General features: G+C 47.5%; 17 protein-coding genes. 5 read left to right on the top strand and 12 right to left on the bottom strand.

The genetic code is table 11. From position 1 onward, the window contains the following. Positions 1–69: 69 nt before the first annotated feature. Complete coding sequence (gene yrfG / locus KO537_RS20030) at positions 70–732, top strand: GMP/IMP nucleotidase (protein WP_219235519.1); 663 nt, start codon at positions 70–72, stop codon at positions 730–732. Between the two features lie 143 nt (positions 733–875). Here yrfG and KO537_RS20025 read toward each other — a convergent pair whose 3' ends face one another. From KO537_RS20025 to gspC, 12 genes are all read right to left on the bottom strand, one after another. Beyond that, on the bottom strand, positions 876–1,637 hold the full coding sequence (locus KO537_RS20025; protein ID WP_219235517.1) for a type II secretion system protein N: 762 nt from the start codon (positions 1,635–1,637) through the stop codon (positions 876–878). Between the two features lie 14 nt (positions 1,638–1,651). Then, positions 1,652–2,128, bottom strand: coding sequence for a type II secretion system protein M (locus KO537_RS20020; RefSeq protein WP_219235515.1), 477 nt, complete (start codon positions 2,126–2,128; stop codon positions 1,652–1,654). 1 nt (position 2,129) lies between these two features. Beyond that, entirely contained in the window at positions 2,130–3,317 is a 1,188-nt protein-coding gene (gene gspL / locus KO537_RS20015; RefSeq protein ID WP_168826965.1) for a type II secretion system protein GspL, read from the bottom strand. Between the two features lie 183 nt (positions 3,318–3,500). Beyond that, positions 3,501–4,499 (bottom strand): type II secretion system minor pseudopilin GspK, encoded by a 999-nt coding sequence (gene gspK / locus KO537_RS20010; protein ID WP_105251000.1) that lies wholly within the window; start codon positions 4,497–4,499, stop codon positions 3,501–3,503. Continuing rightward, complete coding sequence (gene gspJ, locus KO537_RS20005; RefSeq protein WP_105250999.1) at positions 4,496–5,278, bottom strand: type II secretion system minor pseudopilin GspJ; 783 nt, start codon at positions 5,276–5,278, stop codon at positions 4,496–4,498. The genes gspK and gspJ overlap by 4 nt, the downstream gene beginning before the upstream one ends. After that, positions 5,259–5,627 carry a type II secretion system minor pseudopilin GspI gene (gene gspI, locus KO537_RS20000; protein WP_105250998.1) on the bottom strand — a complete coding sequence of 123 codons (369 nt, stop codon included), beginning with the start codon at positions 5,625–5,627 and terminating at the stop codon, positions 5,259–5,261. The genes gspJ and gspI overlap by 20 nt, the downstream gene beginning before the upstream one ends. Then, positions 5,614–6,189 (bottom strand): type II secretion system minor pseudopilin GspH, encoded by a 576-nt coding sequence (gene gspH, locus KO537_RS19995; RefSeq protein WP_113941577.1) that lies wholly within the window; start codon positions 6,187–6,189, stop codon positions 5,614–5,616. Before gspH ends, gspI begins: the two co-directional genes overlap by 14 nt. A gap of 1 nt (position 6,190) precedes the next feature. Beyond that, positions 6,191–6,625 carry a type II secretion system major pseudopilin GspG gene (gspG, locus tag KO537_RS19990; protein WP_105250996.1) on the bottom strand — a complete coding sequence of 145 codons (435 nt, stop codon included), beginning with the start codon at positions 6,623–6,625 and terminating at the stop codon, positions 6,191–6,193. Between the two features lie 63 nt (positions 6,626–6,688). After that, the gene (gene gspF, locus KO537_RS19985) at positions 6,689–7,912 is read right to left on the bottom strand and encodes a type II secretion system inner membrane protein GspF (protein WP_105250995.1); all 1,224 of its coding nucleotides are present in this window, start codon (positions 7,910–7,912) and stop codon (positions 6,689–6,691) included. 3 nt (positions 7,913–7,915) lie between these two features. Then, entirely contained in the window at positions 7,916–9,481 is a 1,566-nt protein-coding gene (gspE, locus tag KO537_RS19980) for a type II secretion system ATPase GspE (RefSeq protein WP_212600805.1), read from the bottom strand. Further along, a complete protein-coding gene (gene gspD / locus KO537_RS19975; protein ID WP_219235513.1) occupies positions 9,474–11,588 on the bottom strand; it encodes a type II secretion system secretin GspD in 2,115 nt (704 codons plus the stop codon). The genes gspE and gspD overlap by 8 nt, the downstream gene beginning before the upstream one ends. A gap of 24 nt (positions 11,589–11,612) precedes the next feature. Further along, complete coding sequence (gspC, locus tag KO537_RS19970; protein ID WP_131525237.1) at positions 11,613–12,542, bottom strand: type II secretion system protein GspC; 930 nt, start codon at positions 12,540–12,542, stop codon at positions 11,613–11,615. Positions 12,543–12,795: 253 nt separating this feature from the next. On the opposite strand from gspC, the gene hslR reads away from it, so the two are divergent. The 4 genes from hslR (at position 12,796) to KO537_RS19950 (ending at position 17,626) form a co-directional block, all read left to right on the top strand. Continuing rightward, positions 12,796–13,194, top strand: coding sequence for a ribosome-associated heat shock protein Hsp15 (hslR, locus tag KO537_RS19965; protein ID WP_011848177.1), 399 nt, complete (start codon positions 12,796–12,798; stop codon positions 13,192–13,194). Positions 13,195–13,208: 14 nt separating this feature from the next. Further along, on the top strand, positions 13,209–14,069 hold the full coding sequence (gene hslO, locus KO537_RS19960; RefSeq protein ID WP_105250990.1) for an Hsp33 family molecular chaperone HslO: 861 nt from the start codon (positions 13,209–13,211) through the stop codon (positions 14,067–14,069). Between the two features lie 198 nt (positions 14,070–14,267). Then, positions 14,268–15,809: a phosphoenolpyruvate carboxykinase gene (locus tag KO537_RS19955; RefSeq protein ID WP_173497001.1), complete on the top strand. Its 1,542-nt coding sequence runs from the start codon at positions 14,268–14,270 to the stop codon at positions 15,807–15,809. 257 nt (positions 15,810–16,066) lie between these two features. Continuing rightward, positions 16,067–17,626, top strand: coding sequence for an AbgT family transporter (locus KO537_RS19950; RefSeq protein ID WP_219235510.1), 1,560 nt, complete (start codon positions 16,067–16,069; stop codon positions 17,624–17,626). The last annotated feature ends 186 nt before the right edge of the window (positions 17,627–17,812 follow it).

Below are 17,812 nucleotides of genomic sequence, written 5' to 3'. Positions count from 1 at the left end.
CACTGAGTATTACGCAGTGCAACAATCAATGCTAAGCGTTATTCAGTTTTGCAAAAATAGGAAATACCCATGTTTAACTGGAAGACTATCGATACGGTTCTGCTCGATATGGATGGCACCCTATTGGATTTGCACTTCGACAATCATTTTTGGCTGAATTTAGTACCGCAGGAATTGAGTCGACAGCAAGGTTTGAGCCACAACGAAGCGCAGCAATTAGTTGTGAACGCCTATGAGAAAGTCGTAGGCACGCTCGATTGGTACTGTCTCGATTATTGGCAGGAGCAACTGCAGCTCGACATTATGGGCTTGCACCGCACTTTAGTGGATCGTATTCAACTGCGCCAAGACAGCATGCCATTTTTAACGGCCTTGGCCTCTGCGGGTAAACGGCGCATCTTAGTGACCAATGCGCACCCCAAGAGTCTTGCCTTAAAGCTTGAACATACCGAGCTGGCCGCAGGGCTCGATGCCATGATCTCCAGCCACGAGACGGGTTACCCCAAGGAACACCCACAATTCTGGCTCACCTTGTTTAAGCAATTCAACCTTGAACCAAGTCGCTGTCTCTTTATCGACGATAGCGAACCCATACTCAAGGCCGCTAAACTTGCCGGTGTGGGTCATCAATTAGGGATTGCTAACCCTGACAGTAAAAAACCAATCAAAGTCTTTCATGATTTTCCCGCGATTACCGACTATCACTCACTACTGACTGATCTAACGCGATAAAAAAGCTACAAAAAAGGCACCTTAGGTGCCATCGTTTCTATTCATAGCGTTGTTTTATGATCGGATATTTAATCGCAACTCTCGCATTACGCCCTTCACATCTGAGCACTCACATTAAGTTTAAGTGCTCATCTAAAACAGCGCTATAACCCAGGAATCCGCCCCTGATATACCACAGGGAAATAACCATCCGCACCACGCTTACCTAAAATATTCAGCGACTCACGCATATCTTCCGGTTGCTCTGCCGTTTCTTTAATCTTAGCCTCAACCTTCACCATATTGCCTTCATCTAACTGTAAGGTACCAACAATACCAAGCTGGTTCTTGGTTTCATCTGTGGCCAATTGCGCTTTGCCTTCGACACAACTCAGTCCGAGTTCAATATTACCTAGAGGATAGTTACCAAACTGATTCTTAACATTGGTTTGATTCAAAAACAGCTTACCAGACAGCTGCTCGCACCAAGGCTTACCTTGCTCTAACGTCTCGACTAATAGGCTGACTTCACCGGATATTTCGGTTTTAAAAGGCAGTTTTGCATTGCCGAGTAAAAAGCTATCCGACGCTTCGAAACGTAAACCCTGCGCACTTAAGCCTCCCATAGACCAAGAAATTAATCCCTTAGCACTGACAGGTGTTGCGCGGCTGCCCACTTGAAAATCCACTTTCACTTTACCTAAAAATAGCGCCCAAGGACTCAGATCCCAACGCACTTGCTCTACCTGGCGCTGCGGCATACTTAAGGTTTCTATGCTGCCAGACCAAATACTGCCACTCACACCCGAAACACTGATATTCGCGGGCAATGGGGCTAACGCTATCGCAATCTTAGCGGGGAATAGAACGACTAAAAATATTAAATAAATCAGTACGCCTATGATGACTTTTTTTATCAAACTCACAGCTACACCTTAATTTATTGCGCTAATTGGATACGTCTCACTTTGACATAGCCAGGTACATCGGCCTCAGCCAAATCAACACTTTCGAGTGAAAGTCCTTTCTTCTGTACTAACTCACTCAAATAACCTAACAAGGCATCAAAAGGAACATCGTCCATCCACACTTGGATCTTATCGCCTTGGGGCTGCATGCGAGTAATCATTAACCCATAATTGCCCGCAGTTTGGTTAACCACTGAGCTTAAACTGCCCGACGTAGTTGGCTTAGCACCATTCTGCTTAAGACTCGCTATTTTATTCGCCGTTTGTTTTACATAGTTCAACGTCTGTTGTTGTGCATTGAGGTTACGTAATGCATCGGCTTCAGCATTGGCAATCGGCGTCCAAACACCCCAATAAAAAATACCAATGACTAAAAATACCGAGCAAAAGCCTACTAACTGCTGCTCGCGCGATGCGAGCCCTTGCCACCAAGTCCGCAAATTATCCATCTTATTTGCTCCTCAAGGTTAAGGTACTGGTGACTTGCTCTTCACCGCTATTCATAGTGCCGCCATCGAGTTGAAAACGACGACCAACAATCTCTTTAAACTTCTCGATCTGCGCGTAATTTTTCGCACTTACTTGCATGCGGATCTCGTTACGCGCGCTTTCGAATCTTAAGCTATTAGGTTTAAGTTCAGGCACTTGCTTAAAGGCATCCTGTAAACCATCGAGCATGGCAAAAAACTCGGCACCACTGCCCTGTCCCTGCAATGCACGTAATTGACTTTCCATCTGCGAACGTAGGTTAACAATGCGCGAATTTCCCGGGATCACTTGCTGATAAATGGATTCACTCTGGGCTTTAAGATCGGCAACCTGACCATTGACTTGATGTATAGTCAGCCCTTTATTCACTAAGGCCAGCACGCACGCGATGGCAATAACGATGGCCGCACTTTTCCACATCATCAACTGTTTGCTGTATTCACGCTTCGGCGTGTAAACGCCGCTCAGTAAGTTCACTGGCGCATGCAAAATACCGCGGGCCAACACTAACATAGGTAGCTCAAGTGACTGCGGCTTAAGCTCGACCCCCTCGAGTTGCATCTCGGTATAACTGGCGACAGAGACTTCGCCCTGTGCAGGCTTAAGTTGTTCTAACGCAATTGGCAACCAAGGCAGAGGTAAGCTCTGGCCCGAAGCTAATCCGGTACGCAGCAATAGCTCATTGCCAAAATTCATTGCCGCCCATTGGCACTCTTGCAATGGCAAGGCTAAACAATCAGGCACAATGCGCTTCACTTTTAAACCCGCTTCGGTCAAACAACTCAGCCAAGTCTGCATTTGCTCATGGGCCACTGCGACCACACTTAAGGCGTCACCGTCACGTGGACCAACAGTAAAATGCATAGCATCGACATCATCGGCTAAGGCTTCTTCGAGCATAAAAGGCAAGGCTTTCAAGGCTTGGCGTTGACCTTTTTCGGGCAAATGCACACTAGTGAGCGTCATTGCCGCGGCGGGCACTAACACATCGACGGGACGATTGCCCGCACGCTCAGTTAAGGTCGACAAACCTTGAGCATTGGCGAGCTCGCCAGAGGCGATAATTTCCTGTTCTTGCTCCGACCAAACGAGCCAAGAGCACGCTTGCTCTGCTGTTCTGCCTAAGCGAATAAATAGCCGTTCACTCACAGTTTTTCTCCACCAGTCCCAGTCAAGAAAGCGTGACTGAGCTCGTTGCTATTATTTTTGTCCACCAGATTCTGCCGGGTGAGCACTTCCATTATTGTTGGCCACCAGCATCAAACCCTGACGGGTGAGCACTGCCATTATTTTTGCCCACCAACATCAAACCCTGACGGGTGAGCACTACCATTATTTTTGGCCACCAAACTGACGGGTGAGCACTTCCATTTTATTGCCGCCGCTCTTTTTGAGCACACTTTCCATTCTAAATACGGCGTTATCAACCTTCGCCCCCGAGGCCAATAAAAAATATTGGCTATCGATGACAAAGCTCGACTTCATGGCACCTTCCCACTTGATCGATCCCATGGATGAGCTTTCATAAAAGTCATCTATCTTGGCAAAGCCATCGCCGGGGCGTTGGTTGATGATACTTTCTGCTTCGCCTACCGAAATCTGATTTTCGAGCATGCCAGCTAACAGTGCCGCTTGCTCTACTTCCAAGGTATTCACATTCAGTAATTGTCTGTCATTACCTGGGATAACGCATACATAGGGCAAGAGTTTCAAATAGATATCTTGGGTGTATCCCATCACTGCCCGTAATTCACTGCGATGATTCATCAGCGTATTGGCTGCACGGTAAGGCACATTTCGCGCTTCATATTCCGCATCTTCGGCACCATAAGGGCTAGCAGTGGTGTCTTCGTCGATATAATCTTTTAAGGTCTGGGTCAGACGGTCCGCACTAAAGTCGTCCATCCCTAAACTCACCAACAAGGCCTTATATTGCTTCGCCGCCAACGGCAGCTTAGGTTGACTGTTTTCCACCTCTTTCGTGGTCACAGACAAGGCATTTAAGTTAAAACAGGCGCGCATATCAGTGATCTTGCCAGCAATTTCACCGTATTCCGCCGGAAACACAACATCGGCCATGGCCCAATATTGTTGCCTGTGGACTCGACCTTCCGAGTCGTCTAAATCTTGTTTTAAAATCTTCTTCGCCAGTTCTTCGGCAGAAATAGCATACCAATAGGCTTGATCGTACTGGGCCAAGTTCAACGTTCGACGCATGGATAACTGATTACGGCCTGTGATATTTGTCGCGATGATCACCACCATGGCAACTATCAAGAGCACAACTATCAGTGCGACACCGCGCTGTTTAGACCGAGATTGGGTTCTCATTCGCGGCCCTCATCTTCAGGGTCGCCATCACCTGGATCACCAGAACCGTCACCTGGATCGTTCCCCGAGCCATCATCGACTCCATCACCATCTTTGTCTTTATCTTTGTTCGTATCGTCAGGATTTTCGTCTTTATTATCGTCATCCTTAGACTTTTCTGGTGCAACAGCACCCAGCGGCAACAAGAACTTACGTTGGATCTTGCCTAAACCTTCAATCTCAATCTCCATGGCGATCGCTTTAGGCAACTTAGTCGCCTCGACTTTGCGCTCCCACTTGTCTTCCATAAAGAAGGAATATTCCACCGACAGCACTTTGTCGATAATCACTGTCTTAATCGGCTCGGCGCCAAATTCAGGCTCAGGATAAGGAAAATACCAACGTTCCAGCCGCCCTTCATGCACCACATACGCCACAGACTGTAAGCTGCCCCGCGGTAATAAACCGTCGGGATTTAACCAGCCTAAACGGTAAAACACTAAGGCTTCCGATTCCGAATCTAAGATATCATTGCCCGTTTGGAAGACGGTTGAACCTCGACCACCTTCGAGTAATCTTGGTGTGCGCGCCACCATTTGCGCGAGATCACGCTCAATCGCACCAAAACCTTGCTGTAGAGCTTTAAGCCGAGTTGAAAACGCGCGCGTCACTTCATCGTTAGTCAGCACTGTGCTGAGTACCGCATTAGAAGCCAAACCTATCATGGCGAAAATCGCAATGGCGATCAGCATTTCCAGCAGGGTGAATCCCCGCTGCGCACTAGTTAGTTTTAAGGACATAACTGCTCACTTGTGCGGCAATACGCTGATAGCGTTCGTCTTCACTCACACTTATGCGGATCATACGAAAATTATCGTCCGTTGTTTTCACCACTTCTTTACGCCAATACCAATCCTTTCCTGCGAGCTCAACTTGACCTTCTTTTTTACCGATTTCAGGAAACTGTGGATCAAGTCTGGCATCGACCATCTGATTATCAGCCACCCACTGTGCCAAAGTGCGCGATTCCAGAATCGGCATGTTTGCCATCTGCTCGCCCAAACTTTTAGTGATAGACACAGCCGCAATCGAAAATACGGCAAGGGCCACAATCACTTCGAGTAGGGTCATGCCCTTAACGCGTTTCATCGGGGCGCCCTATGGTTAATCTGCCCAGCGCATCACCGACCACTAACGTTTCGGCCTGCTGGCCTTTGTTAGTTTTAGCGATAAACGTCAGCTCAAAAGCGCTCATTTCACCGCTCGGGAATAGCATGACCTGTGGCTCAGGGTGTTTCTTCTTATCATCGGCAGAAGGTTCAATCAGCGGTTCTTCGAACCAAGAATCGTCTTTCTCATCCTCTTGTACCAAAGGTAAACCATCGAGCACTAAGTTCAGTACAACCCCTGGCTCCATTTGCTTTTCAGATAAGAGTCTGTCTTTATCCAAAGGCTCCCACTTACCTTCTTTATAAAAAACAAACTGATAACTGGTTTTCTCAATCACAATACCAATAAACTGGCCACTTAAAACGGTTTCATCAAGCACCATTTCAGTGGCCGCAATAAACTGCCGCGCCGTTCTATCTAAGGCCTGTTGCGGCCCAGAATTGCCGATAGACATAGTCACAGCCGCAGCCGTGAGCCCCATCAACAAAATCACTAGCATCACCTCCATTAAGGTGAAACCAGCGTGACGCAGCTTTAGCATCTTATTGGAAATTCTGTAAATTCCAGTTACCGATGTCATCTTCGGTACCTGGTTGACCATCGGGGCCTGCACTGAAAATATCTAACTTGCCGTTTTCGCCAGGGCTTAACAACAGGTAGTTATTGCGCCATGGATCTTCTGGCAAACGTTTTACATAACCATCTTCACGGTAGTTACGTGGCTCAGGCGAAATCGTAGGCTTTTGCACTAATGCTTCTAAGCCTTGTTCGGTCGATGGATAAACACCGTTATCTAACTTATACATATCTAAGGCATTTTCGAGTGCAACTATGTCAGACACGGCTTTTTGTTGGTCAGCCTTATCTTTGTTACCCATCAAGTTAGGCACAACCATAGAGGCTAAAATCCCTAAAATCACGATAACAACCATCACTTCGAGTAAGGTAAAACCTTGATGTTTCTTGTTCATTTGCATCGACTACTTCTCCTAAAAAAATCCTATGCCAATCGACTTGGTCATAATCCATAAATTCAAAAATTAACCGCTAATCAAGTTATTCAAGGCTAAAATTGGCTGCAAAATTGCCATCACGATAAAGAGCACAACACACGCCATACTGACCACCAGCATAGGCTCGAATACACCCAATGCTATGTTGACGTTACCTTCGAATTCCCTGTCTTGGTTATCGGCGGCCCGCTCTAACATCTGCTCAAGTTGACCACTCTTCTCGCCCGACGCAATCATGTATAACATCATAGCCGGAAACAACTTAGTATTAGTCAACGCTGCACCTAAGCTAGTTCCTTCCCGCACGCGTGCGGTCGCATCGTCAACTGCGGCCCGCACTCGCATATTCTGCAACACTTCACTGGCGATACGCATACCATCGAGCAAAGGCACTGAACTGGCGGATAAGATACTTAACGTCCGAGCAAAACGCGCCGTATTTAATCCCTTACTCACGCGGCCAACAACTGGCATGCTCAATAAAAAATTATCGTACTTCATCCTAAACGCAGGTGACTTTAACATGCGCCGAAAGAGTGCGAACAGCAGCACTAAGGCGATGACCACAAACACACCATAGTTTTGAACAAAGTCAGAGGCCGAGATCAAAAATCGAGTCGAGGCGGGAAGCTCAGCGCCCATGTGCTCAAACTGTCCGACCACTTTAGGCACAACCGCTGCTAGCAGGATTGAAATCACCCCTATCGCCACTGTGGTCAAAACCGCGGGATAAATCATGGCTTGGGTCAGCTTAGATTTAAGCTGTTGGCGTCGCTCGGTATAATCCGCCAGACGATTAAGCACCACTTCTAAGTGACCGGATTTTTCACCCGAGGCCACCATGGCACGGTATAAATCATCGAAAATATGCGGAAATTCAGCCAAGGAATCGGCCAGACTATAACCTTCCACCACCCGAGAACGTACCGCCATAATCATGCTCGCGAGACGATCTTTCTCGCACTGCTGACCAACGGCTTTAAGGGATTCTTCAATCGGTAAACCCGCGGCCACTAAAGTCGCAATTTGGCGGGTGATCAAAGCTAATTCAGCAACTGAAATGCCACGTTTGAAAAACGAAAAACTGCTGCTCTTAGCTTTGGCTTCTTTTTCAGTAACAGGCAGTATTTCCAAGGGCATCATGCGCTGATCGCGCAGTTGGCTGCGGGCGTGCCTGGCGGTATCCGCCTCAATCACGCCCTTAAGCTGCTTTCCCTTGGCATCCAGTGCCTTATATTCAAATGCTGGCATAAATTACTCCTCGCGAGTCACACGTAGCACTTCTTCGAGAGTGGTGATGCCCGCGAGCACTTTGCTCATGCCATCGTGACGAATGCTCGGTACAAACTGACGAATATACTTTTCGATGGCTAACTCACCGCGGCCGCCATGGATCAATTCACGCACATTATCGTCAACCAGTAATAGCTCATGAATACCGGTTCGACCACGGTAGCCATTGTTACCACAGGATTTACAGCCATTGGCACGGAAAATACGTCTGTCGTCATCGGCGGCTATGCCCAGCAACTCACGCTCACGCGCATCGGGCACATGCTCGATTTTACATTTAGGACAAAGGGTTCGGATCAAACGTTGAGCCAACACGCCGAGTAAACTTGAAGACACGAGGAAAGGCTCTACGCCCATGTCTTGCAAACGTGTAATCGCGCCAGACGCTGTGTTGGTATGCAGGGTTGAAATCACCATGTGGCCAGTGAGTGACGCTTGCACCGCAATTTGCGCGGTTTCGAGGTCACGGATCTCGCCTATCATCACGACATCGGGGTCTTGACGCAAAATAGCGCGCAGACCACGGGCGAAGGTCATGTCGGCCTTAGTGTTAACTTGGGTCTGACCAATACCGTCTAACTCGTATTCGATAGGGTCTTCTACTGTGAGTATGTTGGTGTCTTTGGAGTTGATCTCCGTCAAACCCGCATACAAAGTAGTACTTTTACCCGAGCCCGTTGGGCCAGTCACCAAAATGATCCCGTGAGGACGACGAATAAGATCTTCAAACTTAACGCGAATACTGTCTGTCATCCCCAATTGTTCTAAATCGAGGTTGCCAGTATTTTTATCCAGCAGACGCAGTACAACACGTTCACCGTGGCTCGATGGCATGGTCGATACCCGCACATCCACCGCACGACCTGCGATACGTAGCGAAATACGGCCATCCTGCGGCACACGTTTTTCGGCGATATCGAGGCGAGCCATAACCTTAATCCGCGACACTAACAGCGACGACAGTTTACGGTTTGGCTTGAGGACTTCCTTAAGTACACCATCGATACGGAAACGCACCACAAGCTGTTTCTCGTAGGTTTCGATATGGATATCCGACGCTTCTTCTTTAATCGCTTCAGATAACAAGGCATTAATCAGTTTGATGATAGGCGCATCATCATCACCTTCAAGTAAGTCTTCGGTCTGCGGCAGCTCTTCGGCAAGGGTGAATAAATCCATCTCGTTGCCTATGTCTTCCATCAACTGCTGCGCTTCAGACGAGTTCGCCTGATATGCTTGAGTGAGTTTGGCCTCAAACTTCGCCACTTCGAGCTTAACCAAAGGCAAATCAACACCCGAATAACGCCGTGCTTCGAGCATAGCCGTTAAGGGTGTTTTACTCGTATAAAACAAGCTTAACGCGCCCGTTTCACCCAGCGCGAGCACCACATCGTGGCGGTGTGCAAAGGCAAAAGGTAAACGCTCTTTACTGCTCGAACGAAATACCTCATCACCTTCAGCTTCAAGGCCTAGCTCATTAGAGACTTGGCTGAGGTCATCGACTTGGGATAGTTGAATTTCACTCATTGGTTTTATCTTTGTTTTTGTTTTCATCGAGCGTTTTGAGCGTTGGATCCGTTTTACGCATCTGGGTCTCTAAACCTTTACCTTCTTTATAACGCTCTAAAATCTCATTAACTTCAGGTGGTAAATACTCAGACTGATTCCATTCATCTAGTACAGGCACTTTAGTATCAGGCATTAAGTTAACGCCACGCTCTTGCTGTTCAAGCTGTAATGCTCTGAAATAATTATATTTACGTCCAGCAATCCCTTCCATCGTGATGCCATCACGTATAATCGTTGGCTTGATGAAGATCATGAGGTTTTTCTTCGTTTTTTTGCTCGAAGAAGATTTAAACAAATGTCCTAGAATAGGGATATCACCCAAGAACGGTACTTTTTGTATACTTTCTTGTACTTCTTCGTTGATCAAACCACCGAGTACCACAATTTGACCAGAATCCGCCATAACGGTAGTGGTTAAGCGACGAGTCGCGAAGGAAATATCCACGCCTGTATTACCGTTAACCCCAGAAACTTCCTGTTCAATCGTCAGCTTAACTGAGCTGCCTTCGTTGATCTGTGGCACCACTTTCAGTTTAACCCCAACCTCTTTACGCTCAACGGTTTGGAATGGGTTACTGTTGCTCGAGCTGGCGGTAGAACCTGTCAGAATAGGCACTTCGTCACCCACAATAAACGAGGCTTCTTGGTTATCTAAGGTGGTAATAGAAGGCGTTGCCAGTACGTTTGAGTTAGTGTCACTCGACACTGCTTGAATTAAGGCGCCAAAGTCGCCCATGGCCACGCCCCAAGCCATACCGTTAACTTTGCCTAAGGCTTGGGCGAGTAGCGTTACATCTCCCTTAGTACTCGGGTTTTGACCTATCACCTGACCAGTGCTCGGGTTAGTGATGAATGTCCCTTCTTGATCTTGCGCCTGCCATACACCTGCACCAATTTCACCTATGGTTGGGCCTAAGTTATTAAACTGAGTACCACCACCCGCTTTCGCGGCCCATTGGACCCCAAAGCCGACGCTATCGCCTTCGGCGACTTCCACGATAATGGCTTCTACGAGTACCTGAGCACGGCGGATGTCGAGTTGATTAATCACGCTCTCGATAGTGCGCATCTGATCGGGTTCAGCACTGATCACTAAGGCGTTGGTTTCAGTATGCGCCATGATATTGATTTCATTACGGCGTTTACCACCTGCAGCCTGAGCGCTCGGATCTTTCTCGCCTTCCAACTTTTGGGCAAAACCGGTCAGCACTTCAACTAAATCTTCTGCTTTGGCATAACGTAGATAACGAACTTTTGTGTTACCTGTGCTGGCTTGTTCGGCATCGAGACGATGGATAAGCTCGACCACACGTTGGCGGCTCTTCTCATCACCGCTCACGACCACGGCATTGATACGTTCGTCAGCAACCACTTTTGGCGCTTGGCCTGGCAATTGAGATTGGTTAGCGGTAGCACGATAAAGTGTATCGATAATTCGTACCATTTCACCCGCAGAAGCAAATTCTAACGGCACGACTTGCACCGAGGTATCGCCTTGCTTATCCACTCGACGGATAATTTCGACTAACTTGTTCACGACAGCGGCACGGCCAGATAACATCAAAACATTGGAGGGGTCGTAGTTTACTACGTTGCCGCCACCCGCATTATCATTAAGTTGACGCAATAACGGCGCTAATTGCTTAGCCTCAGTGTTATACAAGGCCACGATACGCGTCACCATTTCATCACCAAGGCCGGGGTCGTTATCGTTAGCGACTCGAATTGCAGCGGTTTTGGCATCTTTGTCTTTAATGACTTTAATAACGTTATTTTCCATCTCGACGATGGCATAACCGTAAACTTGTAAGACGTTGAGGAAAAACTGGTAATACTGTTCATCGTTCAACAGATCATAACTGCGAACGTTGATTTTGCCGCGAATTGTCGGGTCAACTATGATGGTCTTATTCAGGTTTTTACCAACGATATTGATAAATTCTTGAATATCCGTGCCTTTAAAGTTGGCCGCATACTGTTCAGACCAAGCGAATTGGGAGGAGAACATGGCTGCACCCGCAACAACCCCAGCAATCAGCTTGCGTCGAATCCTTTTGTTATTCATTCTTTTTCTTTCCTCTAACGCGTGTTATTGCGGCAAACTAAACATGATTTCAACCAATTGTCCTTCCCGCTCAACCATAATAGAAACTTCGGTTAACTCGGGTAATTGGCTCATCATTTCTAACGCTTGACTCATTACGGTCAAGTCGTATCCATTAATCGATTTGGCTAAATCGTTAGCTTTAAAACCCGCCTGCTTAAACAAATTGGCGTCTTTCCCTGGATTCAAGCGATATCCCGCCACAGCGTCACCCTGTCTGACAGGTGAAATGGCAATATAATCGGTGATCTTACTGGGGTCGGCTAACAATTCGGTGCGGGATTCGGCGAGTTCTTGGGAGATTTCGGCATTTTTACGTTGATCGACACGGCTCACTGCCGAGCCAGTCTTATTAGTCTTAGCTTGTTGTAACTGTTGATTGGCTGGGCTTTGGCTAGTGTAAACTAAGCCATCGAGCATTAATGTCTCGTAACGGCCAGCGTTAGTAATGATAATACGGTCGGCATAGACTTCTTTCAGTGATGCCGAAGTGCCCTTGATTTTATCGCCTAAGCTGTAAGTCTCTTGGCTGCCGTTTGACTCAATGATTGCTAAGCCTTTCTGATCTGCTGTCGATGCAACAACGCCAGTGAGCTGAATAGATAGCGTGGTCTTAGGCGCGTCGGTCACAGTCTCAACAACCTCAGTTTTTGGCTTTTCAGATTTAGCATCTGCCTTACCAAAGAGACCAAGCTGCTGTAAACCCGCAAGATCAACCTGCCCAGCACCTTTACCCGTCAGGTTAACGGGCGTTGGCGACCAAGCACTGGGTGATGAGCTAGTAGGCACTAATTTCCATGTAATTTGCGCGGCTAACAACATGATCACAATAAAACCCAACCAGAAGACTATCCGGCTTAAGGGCTTATGGGGCATGCCAATGGCTTTTGCGATAACTTTATCTAATAAATCCATATTTTATGTGGACCCTCGATACAGGTCTCTGTTCTGATTATAATAATTAGGCGATTACCGTCTCATGCTAACCTAGGCAGCATTTGGCAACAAGCCCATAACAGCATTCAAATTGGCGAAAATAGGCCAATTATGCTAACTTTGCCCGCCATAAAAGGGTGTGAAGCACGCCACCCTTTAACATAATAGAAATGCTCTTCACGCATTTTCTTGCTCGGCATGTGAACTCATCGATCTTTTAGCTGGAGACACTATGACTCAAGGTCAAAGCGATAAAACAGACATTCGACTCGATAAGTGGCTTTGGGCTGCACGTTTTTATAAAACCCGTGCCATCGCCAAAGAAATGATTAACGGCGGCAAAGTACATTACAACGGCCAGCGTGCCAAATCTAGTAGGAATGCCGAGATAGGCGCCGTCCTTAAGATACGCCAAGGATATGACGATAAAGAGATCGTCATAAAAAAATTATCGCAATTACGCCAAAGTGGTGCGATTGCACAAGAATTGTACGAAGAAACCGCGACAAGTCTGGCTAAACGGGCCATTAATGCTGAGCAACGACGCCTCCACATGCTCAATAACCCGATACCCGATCAGAAACCAGATAAAAAGCAACGACGCCAGCTCATGCGCTTTAAAGACCTTTAACAGTGAGATACACGATGAACCAAGATACTTTACACCGCTACTTGTTCGATAATGCCGATGTGCGCGGTGAACTGGTGCAGTTACAAGACAGCTATCAACAAGTGATCAGCGCCCAAGAATACCCAGCCGTACTGCAAGTGCTACTGGGTGAATTAATGGCAGCCACCTCACTATTAACCGCTACATTGAAATTTAGCGGTGATATCAGCGTACAGTTACAAGGCAACGGCCCTGTATCTTTAGCGGTGATCAACGGTAACAATTTACAAGAGTTACGCGGTGTGGCTCGCTGGAATGCTGAACTCGCCGATGATGCTAGCCTCACAGAACTCTTCGGCCAAGGCTACATGGTCATCACCTTAACACCCGACGAAGGTGAACGCTACCAAGGTGTCGTTGCACTAGACAAGCCAACACTTGCGGCCTGTGTTGAAGAATACTTCAATCAATCTGAGCAGTTACCTACGGGAATTTGGTTATTTGCCGACGGCAAACAAGCGGCGGGCATGTTCCTACAAATTCTGCCAAGCCAGCAAGATCACAACGCCGACTTCGAACACTTGAGCCAACTGACGTCGACCATCAAGGCCGAAGAGCTATTTACTCTTGATGCAGAAAGCGTGTTACATCGCCTCTATCATCAGGAAGAAGTACGCTTATTTGATCCTATCGATGTGAGCTTTAAATGCACTTGTTCCCATGAACGCAGTGCCGGCGCGATCAAAACCTTAGATCAAGCAGAAATCGAAGCCATACTCGCCGAAGATGGCAAGATAGAAATGGGTTGCGAATATTGCCACGCTAAATACACCTTTGATGCCATAGACGTAGCAACCTTATTTGCTAACGGTCAAACATCAACAACCCAGCAGTAAAACGACTCCCGCTAAAAAATGGGCGCCCTATTTGGCGCCCATTTTTTATTCATACCTATAATCCCCTCACACATTGCACTCGGCTTAGGCTACAATCGCCCTCACTTTGTCACCTAGCACGACTCAGGCGATAAATAAAATTAAATCGGCAGACGATCGATATTAAAATAACCTTACAAATCAAATGGAGACCTCACTATGGCGGATGGATTAAACCGCGTTCACTTTAACCCCTCAACAGCACAACTTGTCGAATTTGCCCTGCTACGCGGCGAAGGTGAATTGACAGCCAATGGCGCATTAGTTGCTAAAACAGGCGCTCGCAGCGGTCGCTCACCTGGCGATCGTTTCATTGTAAGAGAACCCAGTTCAGAAGCTGATATCGAATGGGGCCCAGTCAATCAAGCTTTCGATCCAGGTGCTTTTGAAGGTTTATGGGCACGGGTTGAAGCTTACCTAGCCGATAAAGAACTGTTTGTATCTGATCTCGAAGTCGGTGCCGATACTGAACATTACCAACCAGTACGTGTTACTACACAATACGCTTGGCACCAACTGTTCGCCCGCAATCTATTTATCATTCCTGAAGAATTTAATCGTAAAGACAAACCAGTGTGGCAGATCATCAATGCCCCTGACTTTGTTTGCGTACCAGAACGTGATGGCACTAACTCAGATGCGACCGTGATTTTAAACTTCGCTGAACGTAAAGTGCTGCTTGCCGGCCTGAAATACGCTGGCGAAATGAAAAAGTCTATGTTCTCAGTGCAGAACTTCCTACTGCCAGCCCAAGGCGTGCTACCTATGCACTGTTCGGCCAACGTAGGTAAAGATGGCGACACTACGCTGTTTTTCGGTTTATCTGGCACAGGTAAAACCACACTTTCTGCCGATCCAAAACGCTTCCTGATCGGTGACGATGAACACGGCTGGGCACCCGGCGGCGTATTCAACATCGAAGGCGGTTGCTACGCCAAATGTATCGACTTAAGCCAGAAGAATGAGCCCGTGATTTGGGATGCGATTCGTTTCGGCACTGTGCTTGAAAACGTCGTTATGGACGAACACCGCGTACCTAACTACAAAGACAGCAGCCTGACGGAAAACACCCGCGCAGCCTATCCGCTGGAGCACATTGCCCAACGTAAAGAAGACAACTGCGGCGCTGAGCCACATGCGGTTGTATTCTTAACCTGCGACGTATCTGGCGTATTACCACCGGTTTCTATCCTGACCAAAGAACAAGCGGCATACCACTTCTTGTCTGGCTATACCGCCAAAGTAGGTTCGACTGAAATCGGCTCAACCTCGGCGATTCAATCCACCTTCTCAACGTGCTTCGGCGCACCTTTCTTCCCACGCCCTGCTGGCGTGTACGCAGAACTGTTGATGAAGCGCATTGAGTCATTCGGTAGCCAAGTGTACTTAGTCAACACAGGCTGGACTGGCGGTCCACACGGTGTAGGTAAACGTTTTGACATCCCAACCACCCGCGCCATCGTCGATGCGATTGTCAGCGGTGAATTGAAAGATGTGGAAACTGTCCACTTAGACACCTTGAACCTCGCCGTTCCTGTGGCAGTCACAGGCGTAGACAGCAATTTACTCAACCCAATCAACACTTGGGGCGACAAAGCGCTATATGCCGAATACGCCCAGAAACTAGCAGAAGCTTTCACTAAAAACTTCGCTAAGTATCAAGTGTCAGACGCTATCCGTAACGCAGGTCCAAAGGCATAAGCGCGTAGCGGCTCTGTTCGGTACGATTATTGAGTCAAAAATATCGTTCTATAAAAAAGCGCGGGTTCAGTCATGAACCCGCGCTTTTTATTTGCGGCTAAATTGATTTAGTGACGATGAAATCCACCCGCACTAAAGTCACTGCGATAGATTTTTATGTGTTTTATTTCTTATCGATTAGTTAAACCAAGCTTAAATTAATGCTGCGTTTTTATAATCGCCGATAACAATCATCATTTTTAGGAAGCGGCACCCAAATGGAAAATCATAAACCTGTCACTGGATTCCAGCGATTTCTCAATGGCGTCGAAGTCGTCGGCAATAAACTGCCTGATCCGGCGGTATTATTTGCGATGTTTCTGGGCTTAGTCTGGTTGATCTCTTGGGGATTATCGGGTGTCAGTTTTGATGAAATCGACCCTCGTACTGGTAACCCCATTCAAGTCGTCAATATGCTCGAAGGCGGCGCACTGACTGCATTTACCTCGAACATAGTCTCCACCTTTGTGACTTTCCCGCCGCTAGGTGTGGTGCTTGTGGCCATGCTGGGCCTAGGCGTTGCTGAACATACTGGCTTTATTAATGCAGGGCTGCGCTCCATTTTATCTGTTACCCCCAAGATGTTACTCACCCCGGTATTGATAGCCGTGGGTATTCTGAGCCATGTCGCGGTTGATGCGGGTTATGTACTCGTTATCCCACTCGGCGCGGTGATCTTCTATGCCGCGGGTCGTCATCCCTTAGCCGGTATTGCCGCCGCTTTCGCTGGCGTATCCGGCGGTTTTTCTGCAACCGTTGGCGTGCCATCCAGCCTTGATCCTATGTTAGCGGGCTTAACTCAGGCAGCGGCAAGATTATCAGCCGATCCCGCGGCCGCCACATTAACGATTAACCCACTGAATAACATCTTTTTTACTTCGGCTTCTGCCATTTTAATTATCTTAGTTGGCTGGTTCTTAACGGATAAAGTTATCGAGCCGCGCCTAAAAAACACTGCGGTGAATGGCGATCCCAGCACGCTCCCAACCCTAGATGAACTGCAACCCCATGAGCGCCGCGGACTCAAATTCGCCATGGCCGCCATGTTGTTATGTGCTTTAGGGCTGGTGTTTACCGCCTATGGTGACAACTCTGCCTGGCGTGGTACTGATGGCGCCCTAACCAGTGCTTCAGCGCCATTAATGCGCTCCATTGTGGCGATTATTTTTGTGTTTTTCCTCATTCCCGGCATCGTGTATGGCTATGCCGCTGGCACGGCAAACAACCACAGAGCCATTATTCAAGGCATGAGCAAATCCATGAGCGGCATGGGTTATTACATCGTCATGGCTTTTTTCTGCGCCCAGTTTATTTATGCTTTTGGTCAATCCAATTTAGGCGCATTAATGGCAATTAAAGGCGCATTGGCGTTAAAGGAATTAGCCCTTCCTATGGGTGTGACACTGGTAGGCATTGTGTTTCTCACTGCGTTCGTCAATCTATTAGTGGGTTCCGCTTCAGCCAAATGGGCATTAATTGGTGCCATTATGGTGCCCATGTTAATGGAACTAGGTGTGTCACCGGATTTGACTCAAGCCGCTTACCGAGTGGGCGACTCATCCACTAATATCATCACCCCACTGATGCCTTACTTTCCGTTAATTGTGGTGTTTTGCCAAAAATACGTTAAGGAATCAGGCATCGGCACCTTAGTGGCGCTGATGTTGCCGTTTTCAATCAGTTTTCTTTTACTTTGGAGCGGTTTCTTACTGGCATATTGGGCCTTAGGCTTGCCTCTAGGGATTGGCAGCTCGTTCTCCTTCCCCGCAATGCCTTAGGGCGTTCAAGAGGTATTCAGAGTGCTTGCGAAATTGAATTCATAATAAACAGGCGCTCAATACCTCAATAACCACTAAATGGTGCACAACTTATTACCTCGCCTTAAACACAAATGCCGACGTTAACCGTCGGTATTTTACCGCTAACAACACGTAATTTTATTTTATATAGAAACAACAAAATAA

Origin of the sequence: Shewanella sp. NKUCC01_JLK, assembly GCF_019345615.1 — a bacterium.
GTDB classification, from domain to species: Bacteria; Pseudomonadota; Gammaproteobacteria; order Enterobacterales; family Shewanellaceae; genus Shewanella; species Shewanella oncorhynchi.
The sequence above is the reverse complement of the archived record's forward strand: the minus strand, read 5'-3'. Positions and strand labels throughout refer to the sequence as shown.

Excerpts from the sequence above, each read along its gene's own strand:
- gspJ (WP_105250999.1), bottom strand. The coding sequence starts at position 5,278 with ATGTCCTTAAAACTAACTAGTGCGCAGCGGGGATTCACCCTGCTGGAA.
- gspC (WP_131525237.1), bottom strand. The coding sequence starts at position 12,542 with ATGGATTTATTAGATAAAGTTATCGCAAAAGCCATTGGCATGCCCCAT.
- gspI (WP_105250998.1), bottom strand. The coding sequence starts at position 5,627 with ATGAAACGCGTTAAGGGCATGACCCTACTCGAAGTGATTGTGGCCCTT.
- KO537_RS20020 (WP_219235515.1), bottom strand. The coding sequence starts at position 2,128 with ATGGATAATTTGCGGACTTGGTGGCAAGGGCTCGCATCGCGCGAGCAG.
- gspE (WP_212600805.1), bottom strand. The coding sequence starts at position 9,481 with ATGAGTGAAATTCAACTATCCCAAGTCGATGACCTCAGCCAAGTCTCT.
- yrfG (WP_219235519.1), top strand. The coding sequence starts at position 70 with ATGTTTAACTGGAAGACTATCGATACGGTTCTGCTCGATATGGATGGC.
- hslR (WP_011848177.1), top strand. The coding sequence starts at position 12,796 with ATGACTCAAGGTCAAAGCGATAAAACAGACATTCGACTCGATAAGTGG.
- gspK (WP_105251000.1), bottom strand. The coding sequence starts at position 4,499 with ATGAGAACCCAATCTCGGTCTAAACAGCGCGGTGTCGCACTGATAGTT.
- gspG (WP_105250996.1), bottom strand. The coding sequence starts at position 6,625 with ATGCAAATGAACAAGAAACATCAAGGTTTTACCTTACTCGAAGTGATG.
- gspF (WP_105250995.1), bottom strand. The coding sequence starts at position 7,912 with ATGCCAGCATTTGAATATAAGGCACTGGATGCCAAGGGAAAGCAGCTT.
- hslO (WP_105250990.1), top strand. The coding sequence starts at position 13,209 with ATGAACCAAGATACTTTACACCGCTACTTGTTCGATAATGCCGATGTG.
- gspH (WP_113941577.1), bottom strand. The coding sequence starts at position 6,189 with ATGCTAAAGCTGCGTCACGCTGGTTTCACCTTAATGGAGGTGATGCTA.
- KO537_RS19950 (WP_219235510.1), top strand. The coding sequence starts at position 16,067 with ATGGAAAATCATAAACCTGTCACTGGATTCCAGCGATTTCTCAATGGC.
- KO537_RS19955 (WP_173497001.1), top strand. The coding sequence starts at position 14,268 with ATGGCGGATGGATTAAACCGCGTTCACTTTAACCCCTCAACAGCACAA.
- gspD (WP_219235513.1), bottom strand. The coding sequence starts at position 11,588 with ATGAATAACAAAAGGATTCGACGCAAGCTGATTGCTGGGGTTGTTGCG.